At 61.7% G+C, this 19,088-nt stretch carries 18 protein-coding genes and 1 tRNA gene; 11 read left to right on the top strand and 8 right to left on the bottom strand.

The genetic code is table 11. The annotated features are described in order from the left end of the window. Positions 1 to 52 precede the first annotated feature (52 nt). Positions 53 to 126, bottom strand: a tRNA-Gln gene (locus GR198_RS30850). Positions 127 to 368: 242 nt separating this feature from the next. Between GR198_RS30850 and GR198_RS30855 the strand changes: the two genes are divergently transcribed. The 3 genes from GR198_RS30855 (at position 369) to GR198_RS30865 (ending at position 3,217) form a co-directional block, all read left to right on the top strand. Continuing rightward, entirely contained in the window at positions 369 to 1,940 is a 1,572-nt protein-coding gene (locus GR198_RS30855) for a Ppx/GppA phosphatase family protein (RefSeq protein WP_164070174.1), read from the top strand. A gap of 14 nt (positions 1,941 to 1,954) precedes the next feature. Continuing rightward, complete coding sequence (locus GR198_RS30860) at positions 1,955 to 2,674, top strand: RlmE family RNA methyltransferase (protein ID WP_029872551.1); 720 nt, start codon at positions 1,955 to 1,957, stop codon at positions 2,672 to 2,674. Between the two features lie 159 nt (positions 2,675 to 2,833). Continuing rightward, complete coding sequence (locus GR198_RS30865) at positions 2,834 to 3,217, top strand: VOC family protein (protein ID WP_029872552.1); 384 nt, start codon at positions 2,834 to 2,836, stop codon at positions 3,215 to 3,217. Positions 3,218 to 3,327: 110 nt separating this feature from the next. On the opposite strand, the gene GR198_RS30870 is transcribed toward GR198_RS30865, so the two are convergent. Then, positions 3,328 to 4,752, bottom strand: coding sequence for a DHA2 family efflux MFS transporter permease subunit (locus tag GR198_RS30870; protein ID WP_029872553.1), 1,425 nt, complete (start codon positions 4,750 to 4,752; stop codon positions 3,328 to 3,330). 251 nt (positions 4,753 to 5,003) lie between these two features. Here GR198_RS30870 and GR198_RS30875 point away from each other — a divergent pair, with 251 nt between their 5' ends. The 5 genes from GR198_RS30875 (at position 5,004) to GR198_RS30895 (ending at position 9,844) form a co-directional block, all read left to right on the top strand. Next, on the top strand, positions 5,004 to 5,996 hold the full coding sequence (locus GR198_RS30875; protein WP_164070175.1) for an MBL fold metallo-hydrolase: 993 nt from the start codon (positions 5,004 to 5,006) through the stop codon (positions 5,994 to 5,996). Between the two features lie 279 nt (positions 5,997 to 6,275). Continuing rightward, positions 6,276 to 7,760 carry an IMP dehydrogenase gene (gene guaB / locus GR198_RS30880; protein WP_012756170.1) on the top strand — a complete coding sequence of 495 codons (1,485 nt, stop codon included), beginning with the start codon at positions 6,276 to 6,278 and terminating at the stop codon, positions 7,758 to 7,760. 2 nt (positions 7,761 to 7,762) lie between these two features. After that, a complete protein-coding gene (locus tag GR198_RS30885) occupies positions 7,763 to 8,317 on the top strand; it encodes a hypothetical protein (protein ID WP_164051092.1) in 555 nt (184 codons plus the stop codon). A 191-nt stretch (positions 8,318 to 8,508) separates the two neighbouring features. After that, entirely contained in the window at positions 8,509 to 8,925 is a 417-nt protein-coding gene (locus GR198_RS30890; RefSeq protein WP_164070177.1) for an MAPEG family protein, read from the top strand. Positions 8,926 to 9,202: 277 nt separating this feature from the next. Then, complete coding sequence (locus GR198_RS30895) at positions 9,203 to 9,844, top strand: TetR family transcriptional regulator (protein ID WP_032986694.1); 642 nt, start codon at positions 9,203 to 9,205, stop codon at positions 9,842 to 9,844. Positions 9,845 to 9,848: 4 nt separating this feature from the next. On the opposite strand, the gene GR198_RS30900 is transcribed toward GR198_RS30895, so the two are convergent. Further along, positions 9,849 to 10,805 (bottom strand): LysR substrate-binding domain-containing protein, encoded by a 957-nt coding sequence (locus tag GR198_RS30900; RefSeq protein ID WP_032986695.1) that lies wholly within the window; start codon positions 10,803 to 10,805, stop codon positions 9,849 to 9,851. Between the two features lie 215 nt (positions 10,806 to 11,020). Here GR198_RS30900 and GR198_RS30905 point away from each other — a divergent pair, with 215 nt between their 5' ends. Further along, a complete protein-coding gene (locus GR198_RS30905; RefSeq protein ID WP_164070179.1) occupies positions 11,021 to 11,320 on the top strand; it encodes a DUF1127 domain-containing protein in 300 nt (99 codons plus the stop codon). Between the two features lie 190 nt (positions 11,321 to 11,510). Here GR198_RS30905 and GR198_RS30910 read toward each other — a convergent pair whose 3' ends face one another. Then, positions 11,511 to 12,377, bottom strand: a complete 867-nt coding sequence (locus GR198_RS30910; protein ID WP_164026713.1) for a DUF937 domain-containing protein — start codon at positions 12,375 to 12,377, stop codon at positions 11,511 to 11,513. A 197-nt stretch (positions 12,378 to 12,574) separates the two neighbouring features. Between GR198_RS30910 and GR198_RS30915 the strand changes: the two genes are divergently transcribed. Beyond that, entirely contained in the window at positions 12,575 to 13,459 is an 885-nt protein-coding gene (locus GR198_RS30915; RefSeq protein WP_029872564.1) for a hypothetical protein, read from the top strand. 65 nt (positions 13,460 to 13,524) lie between these two features. Here GR198_RS30915 and GR198_RS30920 read toward each other — a convergent pair whose 3' ends face one another. The 4 genes from GR198_RS30920 to GR198_RS30935 form a co-directional block, all read right to left on the bottom strand. After that, entirely contained in the window at positions 13,525 to 14,898 is a 1,374-nt protein-coding gene (locus GR198_RS30920; RefSeq protein WP_029872565.1) for a glutamate--cysteine ligase, read from the bottom strand. A 147-nt stretch (positions 14,899 to 15,045) separates the two neighbouring features. Further along, positions 15,046 to 15,783 carry a 16S rRNA (uracil(1498)-N(3))-methyltransferase gene (locus GR198_RS30925; RefSeq protein WP_164070181.1) on the bottom strand — a complete coding sequence of 246 codons (738 nt, stop codon included), beginning with the start codon at positions 15,781 to 15,783 and terminating at the stop codon, positions 15,046 to 15,048. 16 nt (positions 15,784 to 15,799) lie between these two features. Next, positions 15,800 to 17,299, bottom strand: coding sequence for an inorganic phosphate transporter (locus GR198_RS30930; RefSeq protein ID WP_029872567.1), 1,500 nt, complete (start codon positions 17,297 to 17,299; stop codon positions 15,800 to 15,802). A gap of 62 nt (positions 17,300 to 17,361) precedes the next feature. Then, a complete protein-coding gene (locus tag GR198_RS30935; protein ID WP_029872568.1) occupies positions 17,362 to 17,892 on the bottom strand; it encodes an NUDIX hydrolase in 531 nt (176 codons plus the stop codon). A 232-nt stretch (positions 17,893 to 18,124) separates the two neighbouring features. On the opposite strand from GR198_RS30935, the gene GR198_RS30940 reads away from it, so the two are divergent. Continuing rightward, positions 18,125 to 19,033, top strand: a complete 909-nt coding sequence (locus tag GR198_RS30940) for a LysR substrate-binding domain-containing protein (protein WP_029872569.1) — start codon at positions 18,125 to 18,127, stop codon at positions 19,031 to 19,033. Positions 19,034 to 19,088 lie beyond the last annotated feature (55 nt).

Here is a 19,088-nt window from a genome sequence, read left to right on the forward strand (position 1 = left end):
GCAGATAAAAGCAAACCCGTTTTGCCGTAAAATCAATCGCTTAGTGAAATATTGGCTGGGGAACCTGGATTCGAACCAAGATTAACGGAGTCAGAGTCCGTCGTTCTACCATTGAACTATTCCCCAGCATAAGCGAACCGGCGGGCGGTCGGCTGGTGTGCGGCGCTTATAACCAAAAGCCGGAGAATTGCAAATAGCTGTTTTGAAAAAAATCGGTGCTGCCGCGGAAAGGTGAAACCGCTGCAAATCCCCTGTCCAAAAAAGAATTTGGCGATTTCGGCGGGCGCTGATATTCTTGCCGCAACGCAAAAATCGAATGAGCGCCTGCTGCATATCTCAAGACTTGCGCGGCGCGATGGAAAAACAACGTGGAAGACCCCGAAGGCGGCGCAATGCCGCAATTTGACGGGGCGTCGGCGGCAGGGCGCAAGGACGGCAAGAAGTCCAGGCGCCGCAAGGGCAAGCGTGGCGGGCAATCCCGCAACGCGGCTCATCCCGCTTCGCATGAGCCTTCCGGCGGTGCCGGACAGCCTGCGCGCCCGATGGAAGATGCAGTCGGCAATCCGGCTCGCAAGCGCAAGCGTCGCCGTCGTGGTGGCCACGGTGCCGTGCAGGATGGTTCATCTATCCCCCAGGCAATGGAACAGACGGCAGCGGCAGGCAATGCTGTCCGCTCTGATAGCGATTCAGCGCCGAGCCGTCGCAACCGCCGCAAACACCGCGGCAAGCGCGGTCTACAGGGCCGGCCGCTGACACCGGCAAAACCATCAGGCGCCCAGCAGCAGGAAAGCCGCGCAGAAGAAACGGTGCTCAGGGCCGAACTGCGTGAAACACTGAATGGCGCAAGTGCCAACCGCAGGGGCCGCCAGGAAAGCCATTCCCATTCCGGGCATCAGGGGGATCGTCAGGCCGCCAGCGAGCATGTGTGGCCGGAGGAACTCTACGCCGCCCTCGATCTCGGCACCAACAATTGCCGTCTCCTCATTGCCCAGCCGACCCGTCCGGGTCAATTCCGTGTCGTCGATGCTTTTTCCCGCATCGTGCGCCTCGGCGAGGGCCTTGCGGCCAGCGGCCGTCTGTCGGATGAGGCGATGGAGAGGGCGATCGAGGCGCTGAGGATCTGCGCCTCCAAGCTCAGGAACCGGCAGATCCGCCGCATGCGGCTGATCGCCACCGAAGCCTGCCGCCAGGCCGTCAATGGCGAGGAATTCCTCAGCCGGGTCGTTGCCGAAACCGGCCTCGCGCTCGAGATCATCGATCGAGAGACAGAGGCGCGGCTTGCCGTCTCCGGCTGCTCCTCGCTGGTCGGTCGCGAGACGCGCTCCGTCGTGCTCTTCGATATCGGCGGCGGCTCGTCGGAGATCGCCGTCATCCGCATCGGCGACAATCGCTTCAGCCGCCTTGCCAATCACATCACCCACTGGACCTCGCTTCCGGTCGGCGTCGTGACGCTGTCGGAGCGCCATGGCGGGCACGACGTCACGCCGGAGGCCTTCGAAGGCATGGTGCGTGAAGTCGAAGGCATGCTTGGAAGCTTCGATTGCCCGGAGATCGAGGTCGCCCAGACCGGCGACTTTCACCTGATCGGCACATCGGGCACGGTGACGACGCTTGCCGGCGTGCATCTCGACCTGCCGCGTTATGACCGGCGCAAGGTCGATGGCATCTGGCTGTCCGACGATGAGGTCTCCGCCATGCAGGCAAAGCTTCTCTCCTGGGATTTCGCAAGCCGCGCCGCCAATCCCTGCATCGGGCCCGACCGGGCCGATCTGGTGCTCGCCGGCTGCGCCATTCTCGAGGCGATCCGCCGCCGCTGGCCGAGCCCGCGCATGCGCGTTGCCGATCGCGGCTTGAGGGAAGGCTTGCTCACCGACATGATGGCCGATGACGGCGTGTGGCGGCGCAACCGCAACCGCCGCGGCCAGCGCTTGAGATCGTGAGATAAGGAATAGGCATGACCAAGGCACCGATCGCGGGAAACCGCACCGGCCGCAAGCTCGGCCAGCGCGTCAAGAACAAGAAGATGAAGGCCTCCTCCCGCCAATGGCTGGAGCGCCACATCAACGATCCCTATGTGCAGCGCGCCCAGCTCGAAGGCTATCGCGCCCGGGCCGCCTTCAAGCTGCTGGAGATCGACGAGAAACATCATATCCTGCGCGGCGCCAGGCGCATTATCGATCTCGGCGCTGCCCCCGGCAGCTGGTCGCAGATCGCCGCCAAAGTCACCGGCTCGACGGATGATGATATTCGTGTGGCTGCGATCGATTTCCTTGAAATGACCCAGCTGCCGGGGGTCAAAATCCTGCAGCTCGATTTCCTCGATCCCAGTGCGCCGGACAAGCTGTTGGAGGCCGTCGGCGGCACACCCGACCTTGTCATATCGGACATGGCGGCGCCCACCACCGGTCACCACCGCACCGACCATCTGCGCACCATGCATCTGTGCGAAGTCGCGGCCCATTTCGCCGTCGAAGTGCTAGGGGAAGGCGGGCACTTCCTCACCAAGACCTTTCAGGGCGGCACCGAGCGCGAACTGCTCGCCATGCTCAAGCAGAACTTCCGCCAGGTCGTCCATGTCAAACCAAACTCGTCACGTGCCGAATCGGTCGAGATGTTCCTGCTGGCCAAGGGGTTCAAGGGGCGCAAGGCCGAAGGTGAAGCAGAGGAAGCTTGATCTTTGGGCTGGTCCTGTCCGATGATGGCGATCGACTGCCTAATTCCTTAAATCGGAATCGATGTAGGGATAAATTATGCAGCAATTGAAAGCGCCACAGCCTCCTTTGCGCGTCTCAAAGGAGGCGCGGCGCTGCAAGGATTTGAACCGCTGATCCCAATGCTTCTTTACGTCACGATCGGAACTAACGATCTGTATCGCGCAGGGCATTTTTATGATGCCGTGCTGCCTGTGCTCGGTTATCGCCGCCAGCGCTCTTCGGAGGAGGAAATCGGCTATGCCGCCGACGGCGATACGCGCTGCCGTTTCTGGGTGGTGACGCCGTTCAATCACCGCCGGGCGACCTCAGGCAATGGCGCGATGATCGCGCTTGCGGCCGAAACGCGGGCGGATGTCGATGCCTTCCATGCGGCGGCGATCGCGGCAGGCGCCGTGGATGAGGGCGAACCCGGCCTGCGCTCCTACCATGCCCATTTCTACGCCGCCTATGTGCGTGATCTCGACGGCAACAAGCTCTCTGCCGTCTGCGAAAACCCGCAGTAGCGGCTGCCAAAAGCGCGTCGCAATCTTTCAGATTTGCTCCTCGCGCTTTGGTCTTTGTTTTTACGCATGCCGTTGTCGCAAAACCGCTGCACACTTTTACGCGACATGCTTTATTTCACTGCATGCTGTTCGGCTTCAACAGTTGCTGCCGTTATTGCCTTGGAGCGGTGGCCGGAAACGAGTGCGCCGGCATTGCGGTCCATCCGGATGAAGGGAATGGTCGCAATGACGGTCAGTCCGGCGATGATGTAGAAGGCAAGGTGGAAATCGGCGACCTGCAGCGCTTCGCCGCGGAAATAGATCGAGCTCTCCAGGATCGCGGCGGCGACCGCAACGCCGAGCGCCAGGCTGACCTGCTGCATCACCGAACTCATCGATGTCGCCTGGCTGGCTTCGGCATCTTCGATATCGGCGAAGGCAAGCGCATTGACGCCGGTGAACATGAAGGAGCGGGAGAAGCCGCCGAGCAGCAGCACGCCGATGATGACCAGATGCGGCGTCGACGGCGTGAACAGGCCGGTGACGACAGTCACCAGGGTCGTCACCATGGCTGCGCCGAGAAGCGTCGTGCGGAAGCCGGCGGCGGCGAAGACGCGCTTCGCCATGAACTTGGTGGTGATCGCCCCGATCGCGCCTGCAAAGGTGATGAGGCCGGATTGGAAGGGCGTCAGCCCGAAGCCGAGCTGCAGCATCAGCGGCGTCAGGAAGGGCATGGCGCCGACGCAGATACGGAAGAGCGTGCCGCCGAGGGTGGAGGTTCGAAACGTCGGATTCTTGAACAGGTTGAGGTTGAGGATCGGCGCCGGATGCCGCTTGGCATGGCGCACGTAGAGGACGCCGCAGATGAGACCGATCAAGGTGGCGGTGACGCCGATGATCGGGGGCAGGGCCGGCAGACTGACCACCGACAGGCCGAAGACGACGCCCGCAGCCGAAAGCGAGGTCAGCACGAAACCGGTGAAATCGAGCCGCGGCGGCGCCGTCGCTTCCACCTCCGGCAGAAAGATCGTCGCAAGCCAGATGCCGATGATGCCGACCGGCACGTTGATCAGGAAGATCCAGTGCCAGCTGAAATAGGTGGTGATGAAGCCGCCGAGCGGCGGGCCGGTGAGCGGGCCGACAAGTGCGGGTATGGTGAGCAGCGCCATGGCCGAGACCAGATCGCTGCGCTGCGTCGTGCGCACCAGCACGAGGCGGCCGACCGGCGTCATCATCGCACCGCCCATACCCTGCAGGAAGCGGGCAAATACGAATTCGACGAGGTTGGACGAAATTGCGCAGAAGATCGAGCCGATGACGAAGACCGAGATGGCAAGGCGGAAGATTTTCTTGGCGCCGAACCTGTCGGCCATCCAGCCGCTGACCGGGATGAACACCGCGAGCGCCACCATGTAGGAGGTCAGCGCCAGCTTCAGCGTGATCGGCCCGACATTGAGATCCGCCGCGATCGCCGGCAGCGCCGTCGCAATGACGGTCGAGTCCATCTGTTCCATGAAGAGGGCGACGGCAAGGATCAGCGGGACGATGCGATTCATAGGCGGGAGCCTTGATGGGGCAGCGGATTGGAGCTGGGAAGGCCCGTGCTGTTTAGTCCCAGCTTCAGGTTCTGCCAATCCCCAAATCCGGGTCGATGACACGTTTGCTTCACGTCTGCGTGAGACGGCTTGCGCATCAACGCCGCCTGTCAAGATTGACATATGTTTACTCGGCCGAGGCAAGAAATCCGGCCGGAAACATCATCGGGGGCCGTGCGGCGACGCACCGCACGTCAAAGGAGGATGGACATATGGCAAATTCATCGGGAATAAAGCGGCGCACCCTTTTTGCCGCAGGTCTTGGCCTGCTGGCGGCGCCGGTCATTTTAAGAGAGAAGGCCGAAGCGGCCGCAACTGGAGAACGCAATCATATGGATGGAGCGCCTTTGCCTGAGATCAATCAATTCAAGCTCGGTTCCTATAAGTTCACCGTCGTCCGCGACGGCACCAGCATTGTCGAAAAGCCCTATGAAACCTTCGGCACCAATCAGGATCCCGAAACGGTCAAGGCATTGCTGACCGCAAACTTCCTGCCGGCCGACAAGTTCTTGAACGGCTATACGCCGGCTCTCATCGATACCGGTTCGGATGTCATCCTCGTCGATACCGGCTTCGGTGCGGCCGGCCGTGCACGCGGCGCCGGCCAGCTTGCAGAAGGCCTGAAGGCGGCAGGATATTCGGCCGACGACGTCACGCTGGTGGCGTTGACCCATCTGCACGGCGATCATATCGGCGGCCTGATGGAAGACGGCGCGGCGGCCTTCAAGAATGCCCGCTATGTCGTCGGCCAGGCGGAATATGATTTCTGGTCGGACAAGGCGCGTGAGGGCACACCTGCCGAGGGCGGCCACAAGGCGGTGCTCGCCAATGTCGTGCCGCTCGCCGAGAAGACCACTTTTATCAAGGACGGTGACAGCGTCGCACCCGGCATAACGGCGGTGCTGGCGGCCGGCCACTCGCCGGGACATATGGTGTTCCACGTCGAATCCGAGGGCAAACGCCTTGTGCTCACCGGCGATACGGCCAACCATTATATCCTGTCGCTGCTGCGGCCGGATTGGGAGGTGCGCTTCGACATGGACAAGACGCAGGCAGCCGCCACCCGCCGCAAGGTTTTCGAGATGATCGCGAGCGAGAAGATCGCCTTCCTTGGCTACCACATGCCGTTCCCCGCGGTCGGCTTCGTCGAGCGGCAGGATGGCGGTTATCGCTTCGTGCCGAAGACCTATCAGTTCGACATCTGATCTGGAGCGGGTCAGCCTTTCACGGAAGCGCTGGGCCGCTCTAACTTCTTGTTTTTATGCAATTCCGGACGGAAAAGTGCTGAGTGCTTTTCCCGCAATGCTCCTGGCGCATGGCACCCATGACGAGCCTGGCGGACATGCCGGGCTTTTTGCTATTTCCTTCCTGTCATAGACGTGTTACCAGCCCTCGCCAACTTCCAAGCAACCCATGCAGACCGCCGGGGCGGACGATTCGTTTCCGGACAGGGTCGCATTTTTATTAAATGAGGGAATTTGGCCATGGCACGTATCATTGAAACGGCAACCGGCGCAGACGCGCTTACCTTCGACGACGTGCTGCTGCAGCCCGGACATTCCGAGGTCATGCCCGGCCAAACGAATATCTCCACCCGCATCGCCCGGGATTTCGAACTCAACATCCCGATCATTTCATCCGCCATGGATACCGTCACCGAAAGCCGTCTGGCGATCGCCATGGCCCAGGCCGGCGGCCTCGGGGTCATTCATCGCAACCTGACGCCGATCGAACAGGCCGAGCAGGTCCGGCAAGTGAAGAAGTTTGAAAGCGGCATGGTCGTCAATCCTGTGACGATCGGCCCGGATGAAACACTTGCCGATGCGCTCGGGCTCATGAAGTCCTACAGCATTTCCGGCATCCCTGTCGTGGAGAAGTCCGGCCGCCTCGTCGGGATCCTGACCAACCGCGACGTCCGTTTCGCTACCGATCAGGAACAGAAGATCCATGAGCTGATGACCAAGGACAAACTGGTCACGGTCAAGGAAAACGTCGATCAGCAGGAGGCCAAGCGGCTGCTGCATTCGCATCGCATTGAGAAGCTGCTGGTGGTCGATACGGAAGGCCGCTGCGTCGGTCTCATCACCGTCAAGGATATCGAGAAGTCGCAGCTGAACCCGAACGCTTCCAAGGATGCGCAGGGCAGGCTTCGCGCCGCCGCCGCCATCAGCGTCGGTGACGACGGCTTCGAGCGCGCCGAGCGGCTGATCGAGGCCGGCGTCGACCTTCTGGTCGTCGATACCGCCCACGGCCATTCGCAGCGCGTCCTCGATGCCGTTAGCCGCGTCAAGAAGCTTTCCAACTCGGTGCGCATCATGGCCGGCAACGTCGCCACTTATGACGGCACCAGGGCGCTGATCGATGCCGGCGCGGATGCGGTCAAGGTCGGCATCGGTCCGGGTTCGATCTGCACGACGCGCATCGTTGCCGGCGTCGGCGTTCCGCAGCTCGCCGCGATCATGTCGGCGGTGCAGGCTGCGAATGATCAGGACGTGCCCGTCATCGCCGATGGCGGCATCAAGTTCTCCGGCGATCTTGCCAAGGCGATCGCCGCCGGCGCTTCCGCCGTCATGATCGGCTCGCTGCTTGCCGGCACTGATGAGAGCCCGGGCGAGGTCTATCTCTACCAGGGCCGTTCCTTCAAGGCCTATCGCGGCATGGGCTCCGTCGGCGCCATGGCCCGCGGCTCGGCCGACCGTTACTTCCAGGCCGAGGTGCGCGACACGCTGAAGCTCGTGCCTGAGGGCATCGAAGGTCAGGTGCCGTACAAGGGGCCGGTTTCGGGTGTCATCCACCAGCTCGCCGGCGGCCTCAAGGCGGCCATGGGTTATGTCGGCGGCAAGGACCTCAAAGATTTCCAGGAGCGAGCCACTTTCGTGCGCATCTCCGGTGCCGGTCTTCGCGAAAGCCACGCCCATGACGTGACGATCACCCGCGAGAGCCCGAACTATCCGGGCGCCGGCCTCTGATCATGAAGGCGGGCAGCGGGATTCCTCTCTGGATCGTCGCGCTGCTCGCAGCCCTCTGCCTTGCCGTGCTCGCCTGGACGACCTTCGGCTTCGTCGTTCCCTTCAAACACGAGACCGGCCAGGCGGTGCTCGATACCTATTTCGCCGGTTACGACGAATCGGCGGTCTTCCACATGCAGAAGCTGCTCGATGAGAACGAGACGGCGACCAGGCTGCTGCGCGCCATGTATTTCGGGCCGGAGCTGATCTTTCCGGCATTGCTGACGGCGCTGCTGTTCCTCGCCTTCCTCAAGCTCGGTCCCGGCGGTGCATGGTTCGGCCGATCGGCGCATCCGCTCGTCGGCAAGGCAGTCTACCTGCTGCCGTTCATCTACGGCATCGCCGACTACGGCGAGAACATCTCGAGCCTCATCGCCTTCGGCAACGGTGCGCCCTCAACTGTTGCAACGCAGCTGCTGCCGTGGATGACACGACTGAAATTCGCAAGCCTCGCCATCTGCTTCATCCTCATCGCCCGGTTCGCCGTTATGCGCTGGCTCTCGTCGCGCCAGGATTGAGCCCGTTTCAGCCTGTCCGACGCTGGTGTCCGGTTCGCCTTTCGGCTACTGCAGAATTCCTTAAATCGGAATCGATTTAAGGTGAAAATTATGCAGCAACTCAAAGTGTTACTGCGTCCTTTGCGCGTCTGAAAAGACGCGCGGCGCTGTCATACGCGCAACGAATGCGGAAGCGGAAAGGAAACGGCTATATGACCGGCTATCAAATCTTCTGGCCACTCCTTGCCCATGTGGCCCTGGTCTATGGTCTTTACGCGCTTCTTGGGCTTCGGCGCGCAAAAATGATCCGCGTCGGCAGCATCGCGAAATCGGATTATCGCGAAAACCGCGGCGAGCCGGCCGAGAGCCTTGCCGTCAAGAACTGCCTCGCCAACCAGTTCGAACTGCCTGTGCTCTTCCATGTCTGCTGCATTCTTCTTTATATCGCGGACGCCGACAATATCGTCACCGTCGGGCTTGCCTGGATCTTCGTCGCCCTGCGCTACGCCCACGCCGCCATCCACGTCAGCAGCAACGAATTGCGCTATCGCAGCCCGCTTTTTGCGGCAGGCTATGTCGTACTCGCTGCTATGTGGATCTGGCTCGCCGTTTGGATGGCAATGGGCTGAACCTGCGTCGATCGCAGCCAATAGGACGCCGTGCTCTATGTCCTCGACAACGCGATGACTGTCTCTCTTCTCTGCGGGAGGATGGCACAACCTGTCGAGGTCTTTTCGATGTTCCGTCAATCGCCGCGATATGCTGTGAGGGCTTGATTTCACAGGCTTTTGCCGACCGTTAAAATCCGAACGGTTCCATTTACGGCAGGTGAAGGCTTGCATGTCATACCCGCCCGACGCGCTGGCTGGTATATGCCTCCGCCGCGACAAAAAGAATGGGAACGACATGGGCGCGGAAAGCATGGATCGGATCGGCTTGCGCAGGAAGCCGAAGCAGGAGCGCAGCATCCAGAGGCTGGACCTTATTCTCGCCGCCGCCGCCAAGATCATCGCCGAAAAGGGTGTCAGCGCCATGCGGATGACGGAACTCGCCATCGCTGCCAAGGTGCCGATCGGTTCGGTCTACCAGTATTTCCCGGAGAAGGCGGCGATCGTCAAAGCCCTGTTCGACCAGCATGCTTCGGCGATCCAGGCGAAGATGGCGGCGATGTTTGCCGACGTACGGTCACTCGACCAGGCGCTGGACGTCGTCTGCGCCACCATCGACTGGTATTACGATTCCTACCACAACGATCCCGTCTATCTCGGTGTCTGGATGGGAACGGAGACCGATCAGGATCTGCTGCAGCTGAATATCGAGCACAGCGGTCACGTCGCCGGCATCTTCCGTGACGCCGTGCGCCAGCTGGCTCCCGACCTTTGCGACGAAGAAATGTATGCGCGCACTTACCTATTCAGCCACCTGATCGGCGCCGTCATCCGGCTTGCCGCCGTCAGCGAAGAGGCCTTGGCGCGGCGTATGCTCGATGAGTGGAAGCGCGTTATCCGCGCCTCCCTTTTCGCCGCGACCGTGCCGCGCGCCGCCTGAACTCTTACCAGCTTGGGACCATATTGGCCGCCTTCAGCCGCGGATAAAGGCGCGCCTGGGCGGATTTGACGTCTGCCTCGAGGCTGTCGTCGACGACAGTGGGCGTGATATTGTCGAGGCAGGCGGTGATATGCGCCGTGATAGCGTTCATCAGCGAGAGCGAAACGCCCGGTCGCTTCATGATGCCGATCTGCACCGGCGGCAGCGCCGGGAAGCCGTCCGCCTGGCTCAACACCTTCATGCCCGTCCGCAGCGCCGATTCCGGCATCACCGAAACCGCCATGCCCGCAAGCACGGCAGCGGCAACGACGGTGCAGGACCAACTGGTGAACAGGATCTGGTGCTCGCGTCCCACAGCATCGAGCGCCGAGCAGGCGAGCTGGCGCCACTGGCAATCGCGCCGGCCGACGGCAAGCGGCACCGGCGCGTCGTCGCGGATCGGATGGTTGGCCGAGCCCACCCAGCAGAGCGGCTCGGTTCTGACCACATCGGACATGCGCTCGCGCGGATTGTGGGTGACGAGCGCGATGTCGAGCTCGCCCTTATGCATGCGCTCGGCAAGATCCACCGAGGGCTCGCAGACGATATAAAGCTCGACATTCGGATGCGTCTTGGCGAAGCGGCCGATGATTTCGGGCATGTAGCGGTCGGCATAATCGTCCGGCGTGCCGATGCGCAGCGTCCCCTCCAGCCTGTTGTCGTCGAAGGCGGCGATCGCCTCATTGTTGAGGCGGATGATGCGCCGGGCATAGTTGAGCAGCTTTTCGCCCTCGACCGTCAGCCGGTTGCCGCGGCCGTCCTTGATGAACAGCTGCTTGCCGATGCGCTCCTCGAGACGGCGCATCTGCATGGAGACAGCCGATTGGGTCTTGTAGACCCTGTCGGCGGCCTTGGTGAAGCTGCCGGAATCGACGATGGCGATGAAAGTCTGCAATTGGTCGAGATCAAGAGGCGCGGACATGTTGTCACCCATAAAGATAGCTGATGATAATCATTAGAAACATTCGTTGGACTGATCAATAGGTCTTTGGCATCTTCGGGATGCAAATCAAGCAAAGTGAAGGACAGACACCCTGCCTGTCCGAGCCCAATTCAGCCTTGCTCCCTCCCGCGCGACCTCGTGGGAGGGGTGGGTTGTTGCGTGCCTAAAAGAAAATCGAAAGAAAGGAGAGTCCCATGCGGATGACAGACAGAACAATAGAACTCGACTGCGGCAAGCTCACCCCGACGTTTTCCCAGCGTCTGGCAGCAGGCCTCGCACCGTTGACCTCCCTCTTTCGCGGGTTCCGCAATCGCATGGAGATCAACGCGCTGCACGATCTGAACGACGCTCAGCTGAGGGATATCGGCCTTAGCAGGGCCGACCTGACCTCTGCGTTCCTGGCGTCGACCTTCTTCGAGGACCCGTCGGAACATCTGACGCGCTCGGCGCGCAATCGCTGGCGCCTGTCGTTCTTCCGCTCCTACGAACAGTAGGAGCGTCGAGTTTCCCCGCAGGGTGATAGCCAATAGCCCTGCCGCTTGACCCGGTGATCGGCTTTCCCAAGCCATCTCCGGGTTTTTTTATGCGCTAAAGCATGTCGCGCAAAAGTGTGCCGCGGTTTTGCGGCAACGGGACATAAAGCGTGGCAAGCGAATCTGAAAGATCGTGACGCGCTTTAGTGCGCTATTCGCTCTTTTCCGAGGAGGGCTTCGGCCGATAGGTTTCGAAGATCGCTTCCAGGTTCCGCTGGTAGTTCTTCTGCACTTCCAGTCCGCTGTCGAACATGGCGTTCAGCATCTCGGTATAGCTGTCGGCATTGACCTTCGCCTCTTCCTTCGGCGCCTCCGGCGTCTTGCTCTTGGTCGGGGCCGCCGGCTGCTGGCCGAGCCCGCCCATCATCTCCTGGAAGGCTTTGGCAAAGGGATTGTCGAGGAAGGGGTTCGGCTGGGATGTCGCTTCCGGCTTCGGCACCGAAAACATCAGCTGCATCGCCTGGGTGAAGGGATTGTCGAAGATGCTGGGTTCCGGGGTCGTCTTCGGCTTCGGCGCAAAGCCGGTGCTTTCCAGCCACTTCTGGATGGTCTCGTTCATCGCGGTGTTGACGAAGGGGTTGACCGGCGAGGCCATCTGGCCGGTCGTCTGTTTGAAGAGCCCGCCCATCAGCGTATCGGCCAGCACCGGCAGCATCCGTTTGTAGATATCCTGGCCGATCCCGGTCATCTGTGCGGCCTGGGCGGCGACCGCGCGCGAAACCTCCTTCGAACCGAAAAGCTGCGCAAGGATGTTGTTGCCGTCGGAAATGCCCTCCGGCGTGAAGGCCCGGTTCATATCCTCGAAATATCGCGCATAATTGCCGGAGGAGACCGCCTGCATCAGCCCGACGAAATCATAGGGATTGCTGGTGCTGCGTTTCAGCCCGGCGGAAAAGGCCGGCATCAGCGCCGCCATCGCCTTCGTCGCCTGTTCCTGCGCAAGGTTGAACTGCCGGGCGATCGCCTCCATCGCCGCGCCGTTCTGCGCCTGCATCATCATGTCGAAGAGTGGCAGCATGGAAGTCCCTTTCCCCCGGTCGTGACGTGTTGTAACGCTACTATAACCGGAAATGGCAATGCGCAAACGGCTTTTTGCCATAAGAACTTAGCCTGATGAGGCGAATGCGGCCATAACGACGGCCGGCCGTCACCCTCCGTCGGCCTATATGATATCCTCACCGGAAACCGATCCCTGCGCGCCGGCGTTCTTCTTCCATGGCCGAAACCAAATCCTCCACTGGTCACGACGAGGCGCCGCCGAGTGAAGACGGTGCGAAGCCGGGCGCCGACATTTCCTTCCCCTATGACAGGATGACCGTCGAACAATTCCGAAGACGTTTCCCCCGTGCCCGCTGGAGTGATGCCCGCAAGGCCTGGTTCGTTCCAGGGCGAACGGCGTCCCGCCGCATCGGGCGATGGCTTGCCGAGATGGAGGCCGAAGCCGACGCCCATGCCGATGCGAAGGGCCGCGACGCCTTCGCCTTCGATCCCATCGACAGTCCTTACCTTGAACTCGGCAAGGCAGGCTTTCGAATTCGCACGCCGTATTCGACGACCGTCGTCGACGAATTGCGCGAGGTGCCATTCTCGCGATGGGACGGTGATCTCAAAATATGGCACGTTCCCTTCCGGTCCTATGAGGAACTCAGACGCCGGTGGCCGGAGATCGAGGCGGCGGCGCGCAGAAACGAGCCGGAAGAAAGACGACGTCGAGCCGAGGAGCGGAAGGGAACAGAACAGGATGTGCGCAGCAAGCTCCGCTCTGCGGAACGAAAGCGTCATCGCTACCCGCTTCAGAGCGACGACTTGCCGCCGATAGGCCGTCCGGTGGTTACCGCCTATGGAATCGTCGTCTTTACCGAAATCTCCGGTGAACTGGTCGACCCGAACGTCGTTACGGACTTCTATGCCGGCGTGACCGAGGATCATGTCTGGGGATATTGGCGGGTCCCCACATTGGAAGAACTCGTCCGCACCTGGCCTGCGAAGACGCCGCCAGTTCACGAGGGCGAGTGGTGGCTGCCGACGATCGAGGAACTGAGGCCCGCCCGCCGCACGGCAAGATCGCGCGAAGCCAGGAAGCGCGCGCAGGCGCCGTGACCACAGCTTGCCACAGCATATTCCTTGAATCGGTTCCGATTTAGGAATTGTGCAGTGGCTCAGGCTCAGTACTGATAGTCCTCGAACACCGGTTCGACCGAGCCCTGCCAGCGGCCGTGATAGAGCGACAGCAGATCCTCGGCGAGCGTCGCCTTCTTGGCGAGCACTTCTTCGAGTGGCGCCAGGAAGATGCTCTCGTCCTGGCCTTCCCGGTTGAGCCTGCCCCGCGCTTTGAGGCCGGCCCTTGATATGCCGATCACCTCGCGCGCCATGTCGAAGAGCAGGTGCCCACGGAATTGCGCCTTCAAGCCTTCGGCGGGAACGGCGTTGCGCAGCGCACCGATCTCGGCAAAGCTCCAATCCTTGGTCAGTTCGTCGGCAGCATCGAGTGCCGCATCGTCGTAGAGCAGGCCGACCCAGAAGGCTGGCAGCGCACAGATGCGACGCCATGGGCCGCCGTCGGCGCCGCGCATTTCGAGGAAACGCTTCAGCCGCACGTCGGGAAAGAGTGTCGAAAGATGGTTCGTCCAGTCGCCCATCGTCGGCGCCGGATCGGCGACCTCACCCTTCAATGCGCCGTTCATGAACTGGCGGAAAGTGACATGGGTGCAGTCGTGATAACGGCCGTCACGGACGATGAAATACATCGGCGCATCGAGCGCCCATTCGGCATAGTCACGGAAGCCGAAATCGTCGCGGAAGGTGAAATCGAGCAGGCCGGCGCGCCGGTTATCGACATCGCGCCAGATATCGCCGCGCCAGGAGAGCAGCCCGTTCGGCTTGCCCTCGGTAAAGGGCGAGGATGCGAAAAGCGCGGTCGCCAGCGATTGCAGCTTCATCGAGACGCGCATTTTCTTGCGCATGTCGGCTTCCGAGGAGAAATCGAGATTCACCTGGATCGTGCAGGTGCGGTACATCATGTCGAGACCCTGGGTGCCGACCTTCGGCATATAGCGGGTCATGATCTCGTAGCGTGATTTCGGCATCTGCGGGGTTTCCGCATAGGTCCATTTCGGACTGCCGCCGATGCCGAGGAAGCGGATGCCCATCGGTTCGGCGATTTCGCGCAGCGTCGCCAGATGCTGGTTGGATTCCCGACAGGTCTCGTGGATCGTCTCCAGCGGTGCGCCGGAGAGTTCGAACTGGCCGCCGGGCTCGATCGAGATCGCGCCCATGCCGTTCTGCTCGGCAAGCCCGATGATGTTGCCGCCGTCGGTGATCGGCTCCCAGCCGCTTTTTTTCTGCAGGCCGGTCAGGAGGGCCGAAATACTGGCATCGCCGAAATAGGGAACCGGGCTGTTGTCGGCGCGAAAGAAGGCGAATTTCTCGTGTTCGGTGCCGATCCGGAAGCGCTCCCGCGGCTTGTTGCCCGCCGCGATATAATCGGTCAGATCCTGGACCGAAGAGAGCGGTGTCTGGTCGGTAGTGTCGCGGGCCATGCGGGATACCTGTATTCAAAAAGGCGCCCAGGGGGCCGGGCAATTGGAAGGGTGATTTGGACCCAAGCCACCCATGTTGCAAGTGAAATTCTTTCAATGACGCATCAAAAAAATAACAGTGATTTCCATGTCAACCCGTTTTCGACCTTAGTTCCAGTCGCCGATCGCCGCCTGCACCACCGCCAGTGCCGCAACGGCTGCCGTATCGGCCCGCAGGATGCGCGGTCCGAGCGGAATGGCGGTGACGAAATTGAGGCTTCGAAGCCGCGCCCGTTCTTCTTCCGAAAAGCCGCCTTCCGGCCCGACGAGCAGAGCGAGATGTCTTTCCCTGATCGCCGAGAGCACCGGCAGCGGGTTTTGTCCGGCATCGCCCTCGTCGCAATAGATGATGCGGCGCTCGCTCGGCCAGCGGTCGAGCAGCTCGAGAAGCCTCACCGGCTCGGCCACATCTGGGATGCCGAGGATGCCGCATTGCTCGGCCGCTTCGACGACATTGGCGCGCAGCTTGTCGAGATTGGTGACCTTGCCCTGCACGTGCTGGGTCATGACCGGCTGCAGCACGCCGGCTCCCATTTCGACCGCCTTCTGCACGAGGTAGTCCATCCGGCCGACCTTGAGCGGCGCAAAGAGGTAGTGCAGATCGCAAGGCAGCGGCTGCGGCCGCGTCTCTTCGGTTGCCGTCAAAAGGATGCGTTTGCGCGTGGGGAAGGTAAGGGTCGCCTTCCACTCGCCGTCGCGGCCGTTGAAGAGCAGGATCTCCGCACCTTCCTCCATCCTCAGCACATTGCCGAGATAGTTGAACTGATCGGCATTCGCCTCCACGACGGCGCCGCTGGAAAGCGGCCCGTCGACGAAAAGCCGTTGCATACGGAAATTGGCGCGCATTTAAAAACTCGGGATCTCAGACGAAGAGCGCGAACATAACCCAATAAATCATTGCCGCAAGCGCTGCCGAAACCGGCACGGTGACGATCCAGGCGGCGATGATCGTCATGAAATGCGAACGGCGCACGAGATAGCGCCGCCGGGTCTCGTGGATATTCGGCTCTTCCGGCTCGTCGATGTCCCAGCTCTCGGCCTTGCGCCTGATATAGGCGATGCGGGCCTTCGAATGGCGCGTGTACCATTCGCGGAAGAAGCCGACACCGAAGACGGCGCCGACGGCGATATGCGTGGTGCTGACCGGCAGGCCGAGCCAGGAGGCGACGATGACGGTAAAGGCTGTCGACAGCGCGACGCAATAGGCCCGCATCGGATTGAGCTTGGTGATCTCCTCGCCGACGAGCCGGATGAGGCGCGGCCCGAAGAGCAGCAGGCCGACGGAGATGCCGAAGGCGCCGATCAGCATCACCCAGAGCGGCGGATGCCCGACGCCACCGTCTCCGCCGATGCCGACCGAATGGACGATCGCCGAAAGCGGCCCGACCGCGTTCGAAACGTCGTTGGCGCCATGCGCGAAGGACAGCAGCGCTGCGGAGCCGATGAGCGGCAGCTTAAACAGTACCCGCAGCGAGCTGTTGCGGTTTTCGAGATCCCGCGCTTGGGCGAGAATGAGCGGCCGGGCGGCAAGCCAGCTCACCAGCCCGATGCCGATCCCGATAAGGATGATGGTGAAAGACTGAAATTTGCCAGAGGGCGACAGCTGCAGCACCATATAGGCCATGAAGCCGCCGGCCATCACCGCGACCAGCACTGGCACCCAGCGCTGTGCGGCCGCGATTTTGTCGTCGCGATAGATGATCAGGGTCTTGACGAGATAAAGCAGCCCGGCCGCGATCAGCCCGCCGATCAGCGGCGAGGTGATCCAGCTCGAGGTGATCTCCAGCATCACCCGCCAGTTCACCGGCTCCGGCCCGACGGCTGAGATGCCGGCGCCGATCACCGCCCCGACGATCGCATGGGTGGTGGACACCGGCGCGTTCATCCAGGTTGCGAGGTTGATCCAGAGGGCCGCCGCCATCAGGGCCGCCATCATGATCCAGCCGAGCAGCGCCGGCGGTACCTGGACGGCGTCGACAATGTTTGCGGAAATCGTCTTGACGACTTCGCCGCCGCCGATCGTGGCGCCAAGAACTTCGAAAATCGCGGCGATGATGAGTGCCTGGCCCATCGTCATGGCGCGCGCGCCGACGGCGGCGCCGACATTGTTGGTCACGTCATTGGCGCCGATGTTCATCGCCATGTAGCCGGCAAGGGCTGCCGCCGCGATGACGAGCATCGCTCCTGGCCGGTCGAACACGTAGACACCGGCAAAGAGCATGGCCAGACCGACGAAGATCAGCCCGAGACCAGGCGGCACCAGCCGCCGCAAAACATGCTTCGCCGCGTCCTCGGCATGGGTGATCTTGTCGAGGTCCTTGTCGAGCGTTCGTTTCGTGAGGACTGCGGGACGTGGCGGCATTCTTTTTCCTGAGGATGAATCTGCTTCTACGCTGCTTTCCTAGCAGCGCAAGATGGCAGGATTCATTCTGCTGGAATTTGTTTCACTGCCGGAATTTGTTTTGCCGCCTTGGCCGAAGGCCTGTCGGCCATCCTTTGCTTGAAGGCGAGAAAAAGGTGGCGGAGCTCCGGTTCGCGCACGCGCCCGGCCGCCTCGTCGAACGAGACCCATTCGATGGTGCGCTCGCCCTTTTCCTTGAAGTTCTTCGCCATGTCGGTGACTTCGAGCGCATAGACCTGCACCTTGCAGATCACCTGCACCCCGTCGCGCAGCACCTTCGAATAAGTGTAGGCGCCGAGCGTCTCCGTTTCGACGACGCCGCGGACGCCGGCTTCCTCGAAGGCTTCCTGCATCGCGACCTCATGGGCGCATTTGCGCGTCATCGGCCAGCCCTTGGGAATGACCCAGCGGCCGGTGTCGCGGCTCGTCATCAACAGCGCCTCGGCCTCGCCACTCTTCTTCTTTACCCGATAGCAGAGCGCACCATATTGCTGTCGCGGTGGACGCCGGAACATCAGTTGCACATCGGAGGCCAGTCGGGCGAGAAGAGTCAATGGTCGGGTCACCTTCGCAGTCGTCGTTAGGAATCACTCATATACGTATATCACGGAAAGCTTACTCAATCCAAAATAGGCGTGACGATTCGAAACGCGATTTGATCGCCGTTCATAGGGAAATCGAGGTGGGACAGGTTCGGAAAATCCGTCACATCCTGTCTCGAATGCGTCACATTGCACAGCTGTACAATATGGCGTGATCTTGCCTTTCGTTCAATGGCGAGATCTAGTGATCCACTATGATTTTGTGAATGTTGTCCTCATGCGTCTTCCACCGCTCAATGCCATCCGCGCCTTCGAGGCCGTCTGCCGTCACGGCAGCATTCTGAAGGCCGCCGAAGAGCTGAATGTGGTGCGCGGCGCCGTGCGCCAGCAGATCGACACGCTGGAGAATCACTTCGGTAGCAAGCTCTTCCTGCGTGACGGCCGCAGGCTGGTCCCGACCTTGCAGGCCAGCGCTTTAGCAGCCGCCGCGAGTGTGGCTTTCGACATTCTGCACCGCGCCGCTTCGGAACTCGAAGGCGCCGTGCCGGGCCGCATCCGCCTTGGCGTCCCCTCCGCCTTCGCGATCTGGTGGCTGATGCCGCGTGCAGCAGACATGCAGGCGCGCCTCGGCGATACCGTCGACATCGTGCCGATGACCGTGGCCGAACCGCTGCAGATGCACCCCGAATTGGACGCTGTGATCATGGGTGGCGAATACCGGCCGGCCGCGGGCATCACCGCCCTGCGGTTCATGGCAGACGAATTCGGCCCGGTCGCGACGCCTTCGCTTGCCGCGACACCATCGAGCGACCCGGCGGCGATGGGCGCGCTGACAATGCTTGTCAGCCGCAGCGTTCCGAAGCTCTGGGACGAATGGTTTGCCGAAAGCGGCACACCGCCGGTCGTCTTTTCCCGCGCCCAAGAATTCGAGGATCTGCTGCTGGCGCTGGCTGCTGCCCGCTCCGGGCTTGGCATCGCGCTTGCGCCACGCGCCTCGATCGAGGACGATCTCAAGCGCGGGCATCTGGTCGCGCCCTACGGTTTCATCTCCCGGCCATCGGGTTACAGCCTCTGCTGCCGTACGCCGGATGCGAAACGGCCGGCCTTTGCGGCCTTGGCCAGCTGGTTGCTCCGTTGCGGGACATCAGGCTGAAAGGGCAGATTTTCTGCCCCTTTGCCAGAATTACTTCCATATTCGCAGCCCCGTT

Origin of the sequence: Rhizobium leguminosarum (assembly GCF_010668065.1) — a bacterium.
Taxonomy (GTDB): domain Bacteria; phylum Pseudomonadota; class Alphaproteobacteria; order Rhizobiales; family Rhizobiaceae; genus Rhizobium; species Rhizobium leguminosarum_S.